Annotated in this window: 10 protein-coding genes; 3 read left to right on the top strand and 7 right to left on the bottom strand. The window is 42.8% G+C overall.

Annotation, left to right across the window (positions count from 1 at the left end; all coding sequences use genetic code 11):
* Positions 1–275: 275 nt before the first annotated feature.
* The 3 genes from ACM5QX_RS26050 to ACM5QX_RS26040 all read right to left on the bottom strand — a co-directional run bounded on the left by ACM5QX_RS26050 (position 276) and on the right by ACM5QX_RS26040 (position 3,982).
* Positions 276–899, bottom strand: coding sequence for a cytochrome c oxidase subunit 3 (locus ACM5QX_RS26050; RefSeq protein WP_414756167.1), 624 nt, complete (start codon positions 897–899; stop codon positions 276–278).
* Positions 900–1,046: 147 nt separating this feature from the next.
* Positions 1,047–2,774: a cytochrome c oxidase subunit I gene (gene ctaD, locus ACM5QX_RS26045; protein WP_414756166.1), complete on the bottom strand. Its 1,728-nt coding sequence runs from the start codon at positions 2,772–2,774 to the stop codon at positions 1,047–1,049.
* Between the two features lie 140 nt (positions 2,775–2,914).
* Positions 2,915–3,982: a cytochrome c oxidase subunit II gene (locus ACM5QX_RS26040; protein WP_414756165.1), complete on the bottom strand. Its 1,068-nt coding sequence runs from the start codon at positions 3,980–3,982 to the stop codon at positions 2,915–2,917.
* A gap of 402 nt (positions 3,983–4,384) precedes the next feature.
* Between ACM5QX_RS26040 and ACM5QX_RS26035 the strand changes: the two genes are divergently transcribed.
* Positions 4,385–5,332 (top strand): COX15/CtaA family protein, encoded by a 948-nt coding sequence (locus tag ACM5QX_RS26035; protein ID WP_414756164.1) that lies wholly within the window; start codon positions 4,385–4,387, stop codon positions 5,330–5,332.
* Between the two features lie 159 nt (positions 5,333–5,491).
* Positions 5,492–6,448, top strand: a complete 957-nt coding sequence (locus ACM5QX_RS26030; RefSeq protein ID WP_414756163.1) for a heme o synthase — start codon at positions 5,492–5,494, stop codon at positions 6,446–6,448.
* 108 nt (positions 6,449–6,556) lie between these two features.
* On the opposite strand, the gene ACM5QX_RS26025 is transcribed toward ACM5QX_RS26030, so the two are convergent.
* Positions 6,557–7,378, bottom strand: coding sequence for a lysostaphin resistance A-like protein (locus ACM5QX_RS26025; protein ID WP_414756168.1), 822 nt, complete (start codon positions 7,376–7,378; stop codon positions 6,557–6,559).
* Between the two features lie 358 nt (positions 7,379–7,736).
* Complete coding sequence (locus tag ACM5QX_RS26020) at positions 7,737–8,171, bottom strand: AbrB family transcriptional regulator (RefSeq protein WP_011317398.1); 435 nt, start codon at positions 8,169–8,171, stop codon at positions 7,737–7,739.
* Between the two features lie 1,873 nt (positions 8,172–10,044).
* On the opposite strand from ACM5QX_RS26020, the gene ACM5QX_RS26015 reads away from it, so the two are divergent.
* Positions 10,045–11,037: a succinate dehydrogenase/fumarate reductase iron-sulfur subunit gene (locus ACM5QX_RS26015; RefSeq protein ID WP_414756162.1), complete on the top strand. Its 993-nt coding sequence runs from the start codon at positions 10,045–10,047 to the stop codon at positions 11,035–11,037.
* A 178-nt stretch (positions 11,038–11,215) separates the two neighbouring features.
* Here the strand turns inward: ACM5QX_RS26015 and ACM5QX_RS26010 are convergent, their stop codons facing one another.
* The gene (locus tag ACM5QX_RS26010; protein ID WP_414756161.1) at positions 11,216–11,734 is read right to left on the bottom strand and encodes a TolB family protein; all 519 of its coding nucleotides are present in this window, start codon (positions 11,732–11,734) and stop codon (positions 11,216–11,218) included.
* Positions 11,735–11,811: 77 nt separating this feature from the next.
* A complete protein-coding gene (locus ACM5QX_RS26005; RefSeq protein WP_414756160.1) occupies positions 11,812–14,997 on the bottom strand; it encodes a GAF domain-containing protein in 3,186 nt (1,061 codons plus the stop codon).
* Positions 14,998–15,051: the final 54 nt, after the last annotated feature.

Here is a 15,051-nt window from a genome sequence, read left to right as displayed (position 1 = left end):
AATGCTACTTCTGTCTATATTTACCATCTGTCGCATTCTTTTTTCAAATTGGTATAAAAAATCAACAGCAAACCCTAAGAAAATATTACTTGTAGACTCCAACGTTAGCAATAAAATCTCTGCGTGCCTCAGCGCTAACCGCAGCGTCACTCTGCGTTAAAAAAGCTAAAATTTGACCGAGTCTTCAAAAAAGTACTGCACCAATAAAAAAACCCCCAGAGGGGGGGCTAAATTCTATGTTGTCCGCGTGGAGTGAACAACTAAATAATTAATACTTACAGTAAGTACAGTAATCCGAACAGAATAATCCAGATTACATCTACAAAGTGCCAGTATATTTCCGCAGCTTCAATACCAAAGTGTTTTTCACTACTGTAGTGACCTTGAGTGCGCGATCGCCACAACACAGCTACAATTGCCAAAACGCCGATAGTTACGTGCAGTCCGTGAAAGCCAGTCAACACGTAAAACGCGCTAGCAAACAAATTAGTGGTCAACCCAAATTCTAAATGGGTATATTCATAAACTTGCCCGACCAAGAAAATCGCACCCATTGCGGCAGTTATTGCCAACCAAGTACGCATACCCTTAGTATCATTCTTCTTAATAGCAGTGTCAGCATTGTGCATAACAAAGCTGCTAGCAATTAGATTGACAGTATTGACACCAGGAAGTAAAAGTTCTAACTCTGGTGTACCTGCTGGCGGCCATACAGGTAAAGTTGAACGGAAAGCCAGATAAGCTCCGAACAAACCTAAAAATATCATTCCTTCAGCAACCAGGAAGACAAATAACCCAAATAGCCGATGATCAGGATGTTCTTCGTGATGACCAACCACCTCGGCTGTGTGGTGATGATTTAGTTCCGTTTTCGCTGGGTCAATAGTTTGACTTTGCATGAATCTTAAAAATTGGGAATTAGGGATTGGGGATTGGGGACTGGGGATTGGGGAATGGGGAGTAGTAGGGAGTAGGGAGTAAAAATAATTACTAAATAATAAATTCCCCCCGCTCCCTGCCCCCTGCTCCTCCGCTTCTTCTAGCCTCTACGACTCAATTGTTGGATATGGCTCATCAGGCTCAGCTCTGAGAACTGAGTTGGGGCCAGCCGATAGAACTGGATTAGGGTCGGATAAGGGTACACCTTCGCTAGCCTTTTCCAAACCGTAGTCATAAGGCCCTGTAGCTAGTACTGGAAGTTTGTCAAAATTCTCAATGGCTGGTGGCGAGGTAGTCATCCACTCTAAGGTAAGAGCGCGCCAAGGATTGTTACCCGCTTTCTCGCCGTATAACCAACTCCAAATTGCATTGAAAATGAAGGGGAACGTGGAAACTGCAAGGATGTAAGAACCGTAAGTGCAGATTTCGTTTAATAAGGTAAATTTGGGGTCATATTGGGCAATCCGGCGGTTCATACCCATCAAACCCAGCTTGTGCATGGGTAGGAAGGTCATATTTAAACCGACAATAGTTAAGGCAAAGTGAACCTTACCCCAAAATTCGTTGATCATACGTCCCGTCATTTTCGGGAACCAATGATAAATGGCGGCGAAAATACCCAACACACTACCACCAAACAAAACGTAGTGGAGGTGAGCCACCACAAAATAAGTATCGTGGACGTGAATATCAAAAGGCACGGCTGCCAACATGACACCGCTAATACCACCAATCACAAAAGTACCGACAAAGCCGGCGGCAAACAACATGGCACTGTTGAACTGGATTTTGCCGCCCCACATTGTCGCCAACCAGCTGAAAATTTTGATCCCTGTAGGTACTGCAATGATCATCGTAGTGATCATGAAGAACATCCGCAACCAACCAGGGATACCACTGGTAAACATATGGTGCGCCCAGACGATTAGCCCTAAGAAACTGATGGCTAAGGAAGAATAGGCGATCGCTTTATAACCGAAAATTGGTTTACGCGAATGCACCGGGATAATCTCAGAAATTGCCCCAAAAAAGGGCAAAATCATGATGTATACCGCCGGGTGGGAGTAAAACCAGAACATATGCTGGTATACCACCGGATCACCGCCGCCTGTAGGGTTGAAAAATGTAGTACCGGCGATGAGGTCAAAAGCCAGCAGAATCAACCCGGCTGCGAGTACTGGCGTTGACAGTAAAACCAATGCTGAAGTGGCGAACATCGCCCAACAGAACAAAGGCATTTGATGGAAGCCCATACTAGGGATACGCATCTTCAGAAGGGTGACGAGGAAATTAATCGCCCCCAAAATTGAAGATGTACCCAACAGCAGGATACTAATAATCCATATACCTTCGCCTACTTGTCCTGTTACCAAGCTCAAGGGAGGGTAGGAAGTCCAACCGGCATCGGGTGCATCACCCACAACCAAACTGGCAATCAGCAACAATCCTGCCGGAGGAATCATCCAAAATGCCACAGCATTCAATCTGGGGAATGCCATATCTCTGGCCCCAATCATCAGGGGAATCAGATAGTTAGCAAACCCTGCACCTGCCGGCACAATCCACAAGAAAATCATGATTGTGGCGTGCAGTGTAAATAGACTGTTGTAGACTTCTGGGCTGACAAAATCTACTTCAGGGGTGCGTAGTTCTGTCCGCACCAAGTCAGCCATTACGCCGCCAATGCAGTAAAAAATGAAGGAAGTGACTAGGTATTGTAGCCCAATCACCTTATGGTCGGTATTAAAACCAAAGTAATCTCGCCAATGTCTTTCCCCTGGTTCTTCAATACGAGCCGGGATATTGGCAGTTTCTTGCAACTGAGCTTGTGTCATGGTTAAGAGTCAATAGTCAATGGTCAATAGTCAATGGTCAATAGTCAATGTTCATAAGCTATAGCTTTGGAGTATGTACTAGTAGTCAATAGTCGTTTGTTATAACTATGGACTGTGGACTGTGGACTATGGACTTTTGACTACTTGTGAATGTGATGTAACATCTCTGGTTGAATTCCCATTTCCTTAGTATAAGGAGCGAGAAATTCATCTGGGGTTAAGTCTGTAGGGTTGACCGCAACAGCTTGATTGAGCGTGTCACTGTTAGCCGCTAGCTGTTCTTGTGTCCATTTTTTAAATGCTTCTTCCGGTTCGACTACTACCTGCGTCCGCATTGCGCCGTGGTAGGGGCCGCACAGTTCAGCGCAGATGAGAGTATAGTCACCTGCTGTTTTCGGTGTGAAACGCATCTCGGTTTGTCTACCGGGGATCGCATCTTGTTTCAAGCGAAATTCGGGAACCCAAAAGGCATGAATGACATCGTTGGCTGTCATATTGATTTGCACTTCGCGCCCAATGGGAACGTGTAACTCACCAGTGGTAATACCTGATTCAGGATAGGTGAAAATCCAAGCGTATTGTAACCCGGTGACATTGACTACTAATTCTGGTGGTTTTCCAGCTTTCTCTGGACTGGAGCCAATGCTGGGAGACACAATACCTAAACCAGGAGCATCCTGTTTTTGGGGGATTTGGTCGGCGTTGCGGACTGCTGCTGTGGCTGGGTCTTGCATCGCCTCATCAGATTTCTCTTGGTTGAGGTTAGGAGTATCATTGAGCGTGGCGGCGATCGCCGCCCCAGGCATTGTCATAGAACTCTGAGTTATTGGGGCTTGATGACCCGCGTGGGGATCAAAACCACCGATGTCATTATAAACTTCAAAGCTATAGACAGAAATACCGATAACTATAATTGCGGGGATCGCTGTCCAAAGTATTTCTAATGGTACATTACCTTCAACTGGCGGGCCGTCTTCATGATCACCAGCGCGCCGACGATATTTCACAACACAGTAAACTAATACACCTTCAACAATTAAAAATATACCTGCGGAAACGGTCATCATTGTATTAAAAAGACCATCCACTAAATCCGCTTCATCGGAGGCGGCAACTGGCATTAGTCCATGATTTTGACCGTACCAAAGGCTTGCCAGGGTTAGCCCGATGCCTATTAGTAATGTCCAGATTGAACTTGGAATTTTCACGGCTCACTTAATTGAATTGATTACGTTATCTCGAAGCATCTCACTTACTAAGGTAATCTAGGCTATTAAATATTGAGCCTAATGGTCTGAAATCTTTATTAATTTTTTCGACTACATTAATAATCTTGAGTAAAAGAGATTTATTACATACGACTAAGAGTAGATGCCAAAAATTAGAAAAATTTAAGGAAAATTTAGCAATTGAAAATTCATGAACATTAATCAATTTCTGAGAACTTAAAAAATACCTAAAGCTTCAGGCTAGTAAGCCCTGGAGTAGTTCAAAGTAATAAGTAAAAGCTCATCAATAAACCCGGTTATATACGCTAGGGTGGAGATGGGTAGGTAATGAAAATAGAAAATTTTAAACAGCTCACCAAGGGCGGGCAGAAGGTATCGTTCATGAACGAATTTGTCCTAGAACAACAAAATGAAACGGCAGCAGAGCAACAAAAGCCCAAGGATATGATTCGTCGCTTGGTGTGGAAAATGTCTATAGCCACCTTGATTTTGATGGCAATAGGCTCTGCCACCCGTGTGATGAATGCTGGCCTAGCTTGCCCAGATTGGCCTCTCTGCTATGGCGAATTAGTCCCAGCCAAGCAAATGAATCTCCAAGTGTTCTTGGAGTGGTTCCACCGACTAGATGCGAGTTTGATCGGCCTGAGCGCGATCGCTCTGTTTGGTTTATCCTGGTGGCATCGCCGTGCTTTACCCTCCTGGCTACCCTGGGCATCAACTTTCGCCCTCTTTTTAATCGTTTTTCAAGGCATTCTGGGAGGACTAACAGTCACCGAATTATTGCGGTTTGATATCGTCACCGCTCATATGGGAACCGCGCTGTTGTTTTTCACTAGCCTACTAATCATCGGCATAGCCCTCATCCCCTATCAGGGTACAGGCAACGTTGGTAAACTGCCTTGGTTGGGCTTAATAGCCACGATTTTAGTTTACGCACAGAGTCTCTTAGGTGCTTTAGTCGGCTCTCGTTGGGCTTTACACCAATGCTTTGGTGGTTCTCAACTTTGCAATGTGATGTACAGCCATATTTTTGGTTTAGTTCCGCCAACAGTAGCAACCCTAGTCGTGGTTTTGATTTCCTGGCGGACACCAGCGTTACATCCTGCTTTGCGACGATTAGCTAATATGGCAGGAGGATTGTTAATTTTACAAATCCTCTTGGGATTTGCCACCTTCCGCCTACACCTCCAAGTCGAACCTCTAACAGTCTCTCACCAAGCGATAGGAGCTACTCTGCTCGGTACTTTAGTAGCTTTTACCGTCCTAGCACTACGCGACTGGGCTACGGTTGGTTTAACAGCAACTGCCACAAATACCCAAATGAGATGAGGAATTGGGGATTGGGGACTGGGGATTGGGAAGTAAGAAATTCTTACTCATCCTTCCCATGCCTTCATTGATAAATTAGCCCTAGCCCAATCTCCTCACGCAACACCATATCAACTGGGGCTGCAATTAAGTTGTTGAAAATAAGGAATTAAACTCAAAATGATTGAGACTAATGTCTCTCGTCGCCACCACGAAAGTTTTATCCAGGTAATTCAAAGCTATTACCAACTAACTAAACCCCGCATTATTCCCTTGTTGTTGATTACTACAGCCGGGAGTATGTGGATTGCGGCACAGGGACAGGTAGACCCTGTGTTATTGTTAGTCACTATGGCTGGTGGTACGTTGGCAGCTGCTAGCGCCCAGACAATTAACTGCATTTATGACCGGGATATTGACTATGACATGGAACGGACGCGTCATCGTCCCATGCCATCGGGTAAAGTACAGGTGCGTGATGCGCTAATTTTTGCGATCGCTCTCGCCGTACTTTCTTTTACTCTACTAACAGTATTCGCCAATCTTCTAGCCGCTTCATTAGCATTATCCGGTATTATTTTTTACGTTTTAATCTATACTCATTGGTTAAAACGTCATAGCACCCAAAATATTGTTATCGGTGGCGCGGCTGGGGCAATCCCTGCCTTGGTTGGTTGGGCAGCTGTCACAGGCACATTAAGCTGGAGTGCATGGTTAATTTTTGCCATCGTCTTTTTGTGGACACCCCCCCACTTCTGGGCGCTGGCTTTGATGATTCGTGACGACTATGCCAAAGTCGGTATCCCCATGCTCCCCGTAGTTGAAGGCAATGCCGCAACAGTCAAGCAAATTTGGTATTACACCCTAATTACAGTCGTCGCTACCCTCTTGCTAGTTTATCCTCTCCACTCTAGTGGTATTGTTTATGCAGCGATCGCTATATCTCTAGGAGCAGTATTTATCCGCAAATCCTGGCGCTTGCTGCATAATCCAGAGGATCGCCCTACAGCTAGAGAATTGTTCCTCTACTCCATTTCCTATATGATGCTGTTGTGTCTGGGAATGGTAGTTGATAGCCTTCCCCTCACTCATCATCTAATCAACGCTGTTATCAATCAGTTGCATCTCATTAGCTAAAACATGGATCATGAAGCGATCGCGCTGGTACTATATTGTGGCGCGATCGTATTTTCAAAAACTCAAAAATCTCATAATTTTTCCGACCCACAAAGGTGTCTGTGTGGTTCAAAACAAGATTAAAGATATACTGTCACACACTAACCACAAAATTAACGTTGTTCCTAAAACACATATAATTCCTGTTACCCCAGCTAGGGGTTTTTTATTTTTCCCAGTCCACCATTCGGAGACTTTACCTGTGTAAGTAACTAATTGGGCTGTATCTATAGTAGCGATCGCCCAGACTAAAGCCGAATGTAATCCCCACGCTATACCCAAATTACCGCGATCGCTTATCCTCGCCAACACCAACATCATTCCCATTAACCACAGCCCCGGTAGTTGGGGTAAAGTTTCCCGTTGCTCCCAAACTAAGTGTAAAACAGCAAAAATCAGGCTAGAAATTATCCCTGCGACCCATACAGAATAGTCTCTTTCTAATTCTGTTAAGAGGAAACCACGAAAAACTAATTCTTCTATACCTCCCACCAATAACGCTATCAATAAAATAGGTAATGAAATAGATGCTAGTTGCTTGATATTTGATTCTTCAAAATAGCACCAACCCAACCACAATTGACAGGTAAACAAAATAACTATACTTAAAACTCCTAAGCCAAAGCCTAGTGCTAAGGAACTCAATAGGGCAAAATTACCGACAATCCCATAATTTGCAAAAGAGCTATTATTTAACCAAATCACGCCCCAAAGCACCAGAGGCGCTAATAAGTAGAGCGATATCATTAATGGTAATTTCTGCTCTGGTTGTAACGGTTTTATCGGTTGCCAATTAAGTAATTTCAATGACACTGCTGCAATTGGTAACCAGCACACCAGCCACGCGATAAAAAACGCCATCACAACAGTTATTGCCGGGGCATCTTTTATAAATGCCAGCAGATTGTTGATGAATGGCGTAAAGATAATTGTCGAAGTCAACACAAAAATCACGGTAGACTATTTGCAGAATAAATTCTTTGCTTATGAATCAAGCCTCTACTAAGAGTAGTCACTTCTGCAAGTAATAAATCGTATTTTTGCGTTAGATAAAATTATTTAATCAGTGATAAGCTATTACGCTTTTAAATCACATAGTCACTTGTATAGTTTGTTGACAGTTGACGGTTAACTGTCAACAGCCAACACGAAAGTATGTGCAAGTTAAATGCCTGACAGCTTACCAAGTTGTTATGGTATTGGGGACACGTTAAAAGTCATCACTTTAACTTATCCCCCCTCAGAGAATTTACTCTTCATCATCCAAATCTTCATCAGATTCGTCGATATCTAAATCTGGGGAGAGCTTTTTATCGCTTTCACCGAGTTGAATCAAGTGAATGTGCTTGTATCCCAATCTAATTTCAAATTCATCACCTGGTTTTAACCCCATTGCTTTGGTGTAAGTAGCACCAATGACAATTTGACCATTTTGATGAACGCTAACTCGGTATGTCGGTTCACGACCACGACCATCTTTTGGTGCTTCTGGGCTAAGAGGAATACCTCTAGCCGATAGCAAAGCATCATAGAAATCTGTGAGATTAACCCGGACTTGGTTATTCTTAGTAACGGTATAGTAACCGCACTGTTTAGCTCTTTCTCGTCGTGGTAGTGTAGAAAGTTCTTTTACCTTAGCTAGCAGTGCTTTTCCAGTTAAAGGCGCGGTTGCAGTTTCAGTCATTACGCTCAAAATTTCCTTACTCTCTCCAAACTGATGAATTATGTTGTCTCATGCCAGTATTTGACTTTTTAGCATCTGCATAAAGTTACTGGAGACTTTAAAAATCAAGGGTGAATTCCTGCTGATATTAGCCTCAAATACCTCTATTGTGTTTAAGCACAACAGATTAGGAGGTCATGAGTTTCACAGGCACTAATTTCAGTGATTTTACGGCACTTTTAACCATGATTCGCCATTGGAAATGCAGTTTTTTTCTCTTTTGGCACTACTGTAGTGGTGTAAATTTGCGCCACTTTAACAAATTGTGCAGGTTCTACTACAAACTAGTCGTAGACCAAAGAAATTGCAGGTTCTCCACTTTTAGTGCTTGCCTTTGTTGCTTTTGAGTTGTAAGGTTTTCCCTATGTTTCCTCTTCAGCTTCAGACAGCATGGTATTTGAATATGGTCTGGACATACACCCTTTTTTGCTGTGTCCTGCTTGTAGAGACGAGAAATTTCATGTCTCCACATTACGAAGAAACCAAGCAGTAGTAGCAGCAGTTATACAGCTGTTGATTCTGGTTTTGTGACTTCGTAATTTTATATTAAATACTAGCATGGACTAATAATAGCAAAATAGTTGTTTATTTTTAAATCTAACTTGCAGATAAATTTTTAGCTAAAAGCCCAAGCTAATGAAAATAGAAAGCAGGGACGATTTTCTTTCTGCTTTATAAGCTAGAGTGATGATTGCACTATGGCTCTTATAAAAATTAATCTAAATTTAGATGAGTAGTTTTGACGAGTGAGTTATATCCTGAGATTCACTTGATTGAGATGAGACTAAAAGCCAAGAGAATGAAAGTCCTAGTTTATTCTCACCAGACAAAAATTATTGTGTTTTCTGTACGTCTGTCTATGGGAAGAATAAATCTCTCCACATCTATCTAGCATTTTCTTGCCACTACTAGATGTATATTCTCAGCCCTAACGCGTATATACAAACGAAAAATGAACTTTTAGTGAGGATTATGAAAGTCGGTAGTAACCAGTAGGGAGTAAGCAAAAATTTTTCTGCTTTGTTGTACAAGCTAATCAAAATAGGGATCTATAGGATTTACACTTGATTTTTGAAGTTTACGCGGTGTGGGCAATGCCCACAGTAGCATGGTTTTGGTAGACATCGCCCACCCTACGATACTTAAATCTTTTCACCAATCAAATCAGCTTCCTATTGGTGGAAAAGGAGTTAGAGGTTAGGGTCTAGGGAAGAGGGATTTTGCTCCTTAGTTATCTACTCAGTTCATGAATGATTAAGTTAAAAATACTGGATGATGCCTACTAGTGCTTAGTAAAAGTCCCTCAATCGGGTAAGGAAACTTTAACTATTCTCGTGTACATACTTTATTATGGCTATTTTAAGTTAAGATTTTTTCATTTATCGCTCTTGCATATCTTGACATCAAGAATTATCAAGAATCATTAAAGTCTTAACTTTGGATATTTTATGGATAAAGCAGTCCCGATGAAAAAAATTCACAGTCATAGATGAAAGAGATTTTTCCTCTACACCCATATACCCTTACACCCCTACACCCTCTTTCAAGCTAGATGAAGCTGAAGCTCATTTGCTGTGAAACGGCCTGAGGATTTGAAAAAGTCAGCAAATTCAATTAGGGGCATATAATTAACTTTTTTGCATTCAAACCGCGACCACCTCACAAATCTCATCTATGGCGTTGCTGCAATTAAAATTTTAATGGTTATGCTGGAACTAGAATCAGTCGCTCGTTGACTGACTAGCTCTTAACACTAGGCTATTTTTGCAAACACCAGCCCCGACCCAAAATTTTCGAGGTTGGTGAGATAATTTTAAGACTTTGGTTGGTAGCAATGGAAGTTCTATTTAAAATCATTCGTCAACAACAAAATTCTGCTCCTATTTTGCAGAATTACCTTATGGAGACAGACCCCGGTAATACTATCTTAGATTGTCTTAATCGTATTAAGTGGGAGCAAGACGGAACACTAGCATTTCGTAAAAATTGCCGCAATACTATTTGTGGTAGCTGTGCCATGCGAATTAATGGCCGTTCGGCTCTAGCTTGTAAGGAAAATGTAGGTAGTGAACTAGCTAGATTACAAAAAATATCATCTTCAGTTAATCAAGCAAGTAGCATTCCAGAAATTACGATCGCGCCTTTAGGCAATATGCCTGTTATTAAGGATTTGGTCGTAGATATGAATAGTTTCTGGAATAATTTAGAAGCAGTAACACCATATGTAAGTACAGCAGCCAGACAAGTACCAGAACGGGAATTTTTACAAACACCAGATGAGCGATCGCGTCTCGATCAAACTGGTAATTGTATTATGTGCGGTGCTTGCTACTCAGAATGCAACGCTCGTGAAGTAAACCCCGATTTCGTTGGGCCCCACGCCTTAGCTAAAGCCTACCGCATGGTTGCAGACTCCCGCGATAGCGACACAGCCGAACGCTTAGAAAACTACAACGAAGGCACTAAAGGCGTTTGGGGTTGTACTCGTTGTCTTTACTGCGATTCAGTTTGCCCAATGGAAGTAGCGCCATTAGAGCAAATTACCAAAATCAAGCAAGAAATACTCAGCCAAAAACAAGCCAGCGATAGCCGCTCAATTCGCCACCGCAAAGTATTAGTAGAGCTAGTCAAAGAAGGCGGTTGGATTGACGAACGACAATTTGGCTTACAAGTCGTCGGTAACTATTTAAAAGACCTCAAAGGATTACTCAGCCTCGCTCCCCTGGGTTTACGAATGATTGCCAAAGGTAAATTCCCCCTGTCCTTTGAAGCATCTGAAGGGACAGCCCAAGTGCGATCGCTCATCGAATCGATACAAAAGGAGTAATCAATTCAAAATACCCTACGGGAAGCTAAAGCTACAAAATTCAAAATTCAAAAATTTCTCCCCTACACCCCTACACCCTTACACCCTTACCCCCTTACACCCTTACACCCCTACCCCCCTACACCCTTAAAAACCAAGGGAGTAGGGATTTTTTTTCACCACTCACAACTCCCTCATTTCATCGGGGATCTTGAGGCACATTCACGGGTTGCCCAGAACGGTTATAGACTAAAACATCCCACTGGCCATTATTGCTAGACTCAAAAGCGATCGCATTCCCATCAGCGCTAATGGTGGGGTTGCGGACTTCTGCTTGTAAATTATTTGTCAAATTTCGTGATTGTCGTGTTTCTCTGTCATAAATGAAAATAGCTGATCGTCCTTGGCGACTAGCAGCAAATACTACATAACGACCATCTGCCGAAGCACTGGGATGAGAGGCGATCGTATCTAAGGCATTTAACCCAGGCAAATCTACCAAATTTTGAGTCAGCGTATCAAACATATATACATCTTGGCTACCCCGGCGATCGCTTGTAAACACAATATATCGCCCCGAAATTTGAGGATTAAGTTCTGAAGCAAGACTATTAATACTCCTTCCCCCCGGATCGAAAGGGTAACTTACCAACCGAGGATAGCCAAAGCATCCACCCAATAAGGTTGTACAAGCAAATATAAAAATACGTTTAATCATTCGCCACGCGTATTATTTTCCTATCGCTTGTCTTTAGTCTAAACTCCAGTGTTAACAATTCAAAATTCAAGACATTCTCAGACTTTCGTTATTGATGGATTAATTTTTGCCTGAATAATTGGTAGTTCAACCACAAACTCTGTACCTTTACCAAGTTCTGATTGGCAGTAAATCTTACCTTTGTGTTTATCTGTAATAATCTGATAGCTGATCGAAAGTCCCAGTCCAGTGCCTTTACCGACCATCTTAGTAGTAAAAAACGGATCGAACAATCTGGGGATTATCTGCTCATCAATGCCGAGTCCATTATCGGTAATCCGAATACTCATCCAGTTTTTATTGAGTAGAGATGTATAAATGCGGATTTCGCTGGGATGTGCGGCAATTACTTCAGGAGATAGCTTTGCTTCCCGTTCTTCTAAGGCATCAATGGCATTAGACAGCAAATTCATAAATACCTGGTTTAATTGACCGGGATAGCACTCTATAAGAGGTAAATCATCATAGTCCTTGGTCACATGAATGGCGTGGCTATCAGCTGAGGGCTTTAAGCGATGTTGTAAAATCATCAAAGTGCTGTCGATACATTCATGAATATTTGCTGTTTTGAAGTCAGCTTCGTCTAGGCGTGAGAAGCTACGTAAAGAGGTGACAATTTCCTGAATGCGCTGAGTACCTACCTGCATTGACTGGAATAAGTTAGGTAAGTCCTCAAATAAAAACTCGATTTCGGCTTGCTGGAAAAACTCTTGTATTTCCGGGGCTGCATTGGGGTGATAGTGCTGATAAAGTTTCACATAACGCAGCAACTCTTGGGTATATTGATGGGCGTGTTCTAAATTGCCGTGAATAAAATTAATCGGGTTATTAATCTCGTGGGCAACTCCTGCTACCAACTGCCCCAAACTAGCCATTTTTTCAGCGTGGATAATTTGCATTTGGGCAGTGCGGAGTTCTTTTAGTGTTTGGGCAAGTTGATTTGCTTCTGCACGAGTCTCACCAAGCAAGCTCGATTGTTGGAACAAGTTAGCTTGATGTAGTGCCACACTGAGTTGAGCTGCTATTTGAGTGACAAATTCCAATTCATCTTCTTCCCAATGACGTGGATGAGTGCATTGGTGAATACATAATAATCCCCACAGATTATCACCTTCCATCAATGGCACAATAATCTGAGCTTTGACTTGGAATTGCTCAATCACGTCCAGATGGGGTACCTTAGAGCCAACACTGTTGACATCGGAAATTACTTGTACTTGCCCTTGGCGATATTGAGGTGCATAATGGTCGCCGAAGCAATAGTCCTGAACCTTTACAGCTAGGGCAGAATCAAACTTGGGTAACACATCTTCAGCAATAAATTCACCACTACAAAAACCCTGATCAGAATCAAAGCGAAAGATGCCGACTCGATCTGCTTGCAGCGATCGCCTCACTTCCTGCACAGTATTTTTCAAAATTGCCTCTAAATCCAAAGATTCTCGGATTTTGACGACCAAATCAAATAAAATCCGGCGCTGTTCAGCCGATTTTTGCAGTTCATCAGCACGGGTTTGAATTTGGCTCATCATTTGAGAACTTTGCAACGCTACTCCCAGTTGACTAGCTACTTGTCCCAAAAATTCCACCTCTACAACATCCCACTGGCGCGGTGCAGAATGTTGATAGGCCGCCAGCAGTCCCCACAGATTCCGTCCTACAAAAATTGGGGTTAAAGCGTAAGCTCGAATCCTAAACTGCTCCAAAATATCTAAGTGACAGCGTGAGTGTCCAGCTTGGTAAATGTCGTTGACTGCAAAATTTTCGTTGTTGCGATAGCGTCCCCCTTTGGTTTCTTGGAGGTGGGTGTCCTCCCAAACCAGATTTTTGCCAAAGGGGTTAATGCTGTCCCATTGCGCCTCCACCATACCGAAATTACTGACGAATTCACCACTCCAGTCAGGATTAAAGCGGTAAACTCCTACCCGCTCAATTCGCAGCATTTTACATACTTCTTGACAAGTAGTTTTCAAGATTAAATTAATATCTAGGGAAGAGCGAATTTTTCCCACTACTTCTGTGAGGGCGCGTTGCCGAGCGATCGCATTTTGCAGAGCATCGGCCTGTTGTTTCGATTGGGCTAAATTCTCCGCTTGCTGAATTGCCACCCCTAATTGCGCGCCCACCTGTCCAAGAAACTCCACTTCATAATTTGCCCATTGTCGCGGGCCAGTGTGTTGATAAGCTGCTACGAGTCCCCACAGTTTTTTACCGATGAAAATCGGTGCTAAAGCATAGGCATGAATCTTGAATTGCTCAAGAATGTCGATATGACAACGTGTATGTCCAGCTTGGTAGATATCATTGACCGCAAAAGTTTCGTTATTGCGATAGCGTCCACCTTTGGTTTCTTGGAGGTAGGTATCATCCCAAACCAGATTTTTGCCAAAGGGGCTGATTCTGTGCCACTGTGTTTCTACCATCCCAAATTGACTGACAAATTCACCGCTCCAATCTTCATTAAAGCGATAAACTGCTGCCCGTTCTAGCTTCAGAAGTTTGCACAATTCTTGGCAAGCTGTGTCTAAAATAATTTCCGTATTGATAGATGAGCGAATATTGCCTACAACTTCCATCAAAGCTCGTTGCCTGGCAATAGCATCTTGCAGTTCTACTGTACGTTGTTTGGCTTCCTTGATGATTTCTTCCTGCTGCATTGCTACACCGAGATAGCTAGCGGCTTGGGCTATAAATTCCACCTCGTTCTGATGCCATTGTCGAGGCGCAGAGTGCTGATAGGCCGCTAGTAGACCCCACAGTTTTGCACCAACGAAAATCGGAGCGATCGCATATGCTCGAATCTGAAATTGTTCTAACACCTCAATATGACAACGAGAGTGTCCTGCATCGTAAATATCAGCCGTAGCAAACGGCTCATTTTTGCGATATCGCCCCCCTTGAGTTTCTTGCAAATGGGAATCTTGCCACACCAAGTCCTGTCCAAAAGCAGTGAGTTTATCCCAAGGTGGTTCTGCAAAGCCAAAACAATTGATAAAACTACCGCTCCAATCACTGTTGAAGCGGTAAATAGCTAATCGCTCAATCTCCAATTGTCCACAAATATCTTGACAAGAAGTCCGGCACAAAGATTCTATGTTTACCGATGAGCGAATTTTAGCCAGAATTCTCACCAATATTTTCTGATACTGTGCTGTCAGGCGTAGCTGGTTGTGACAATCTGGCAAATCTGAAGGGTTGGGCGGCTCATAAGAGTTTCTTATCATAGATATTGAGAAAAATGAAACACCTAGTTTCATCTTTCCCAAATTTAATTTTCA

It is taken from the genome of Anabaena sp. CCY 9910 (assembly GCF_963920875.1).
Classification (GTDB): Bacteria; Cyanobacteriota; Cyanobacteriia; order Cyanobacteriales; family Nostocaceae; genus Trichormus; species Trichormus variabilis.
The sequence above is the reverse complement of the archived record's forward strand: the minus strand, read 5'-3'. Positions and strand labels throughout refer to the sequence as shown.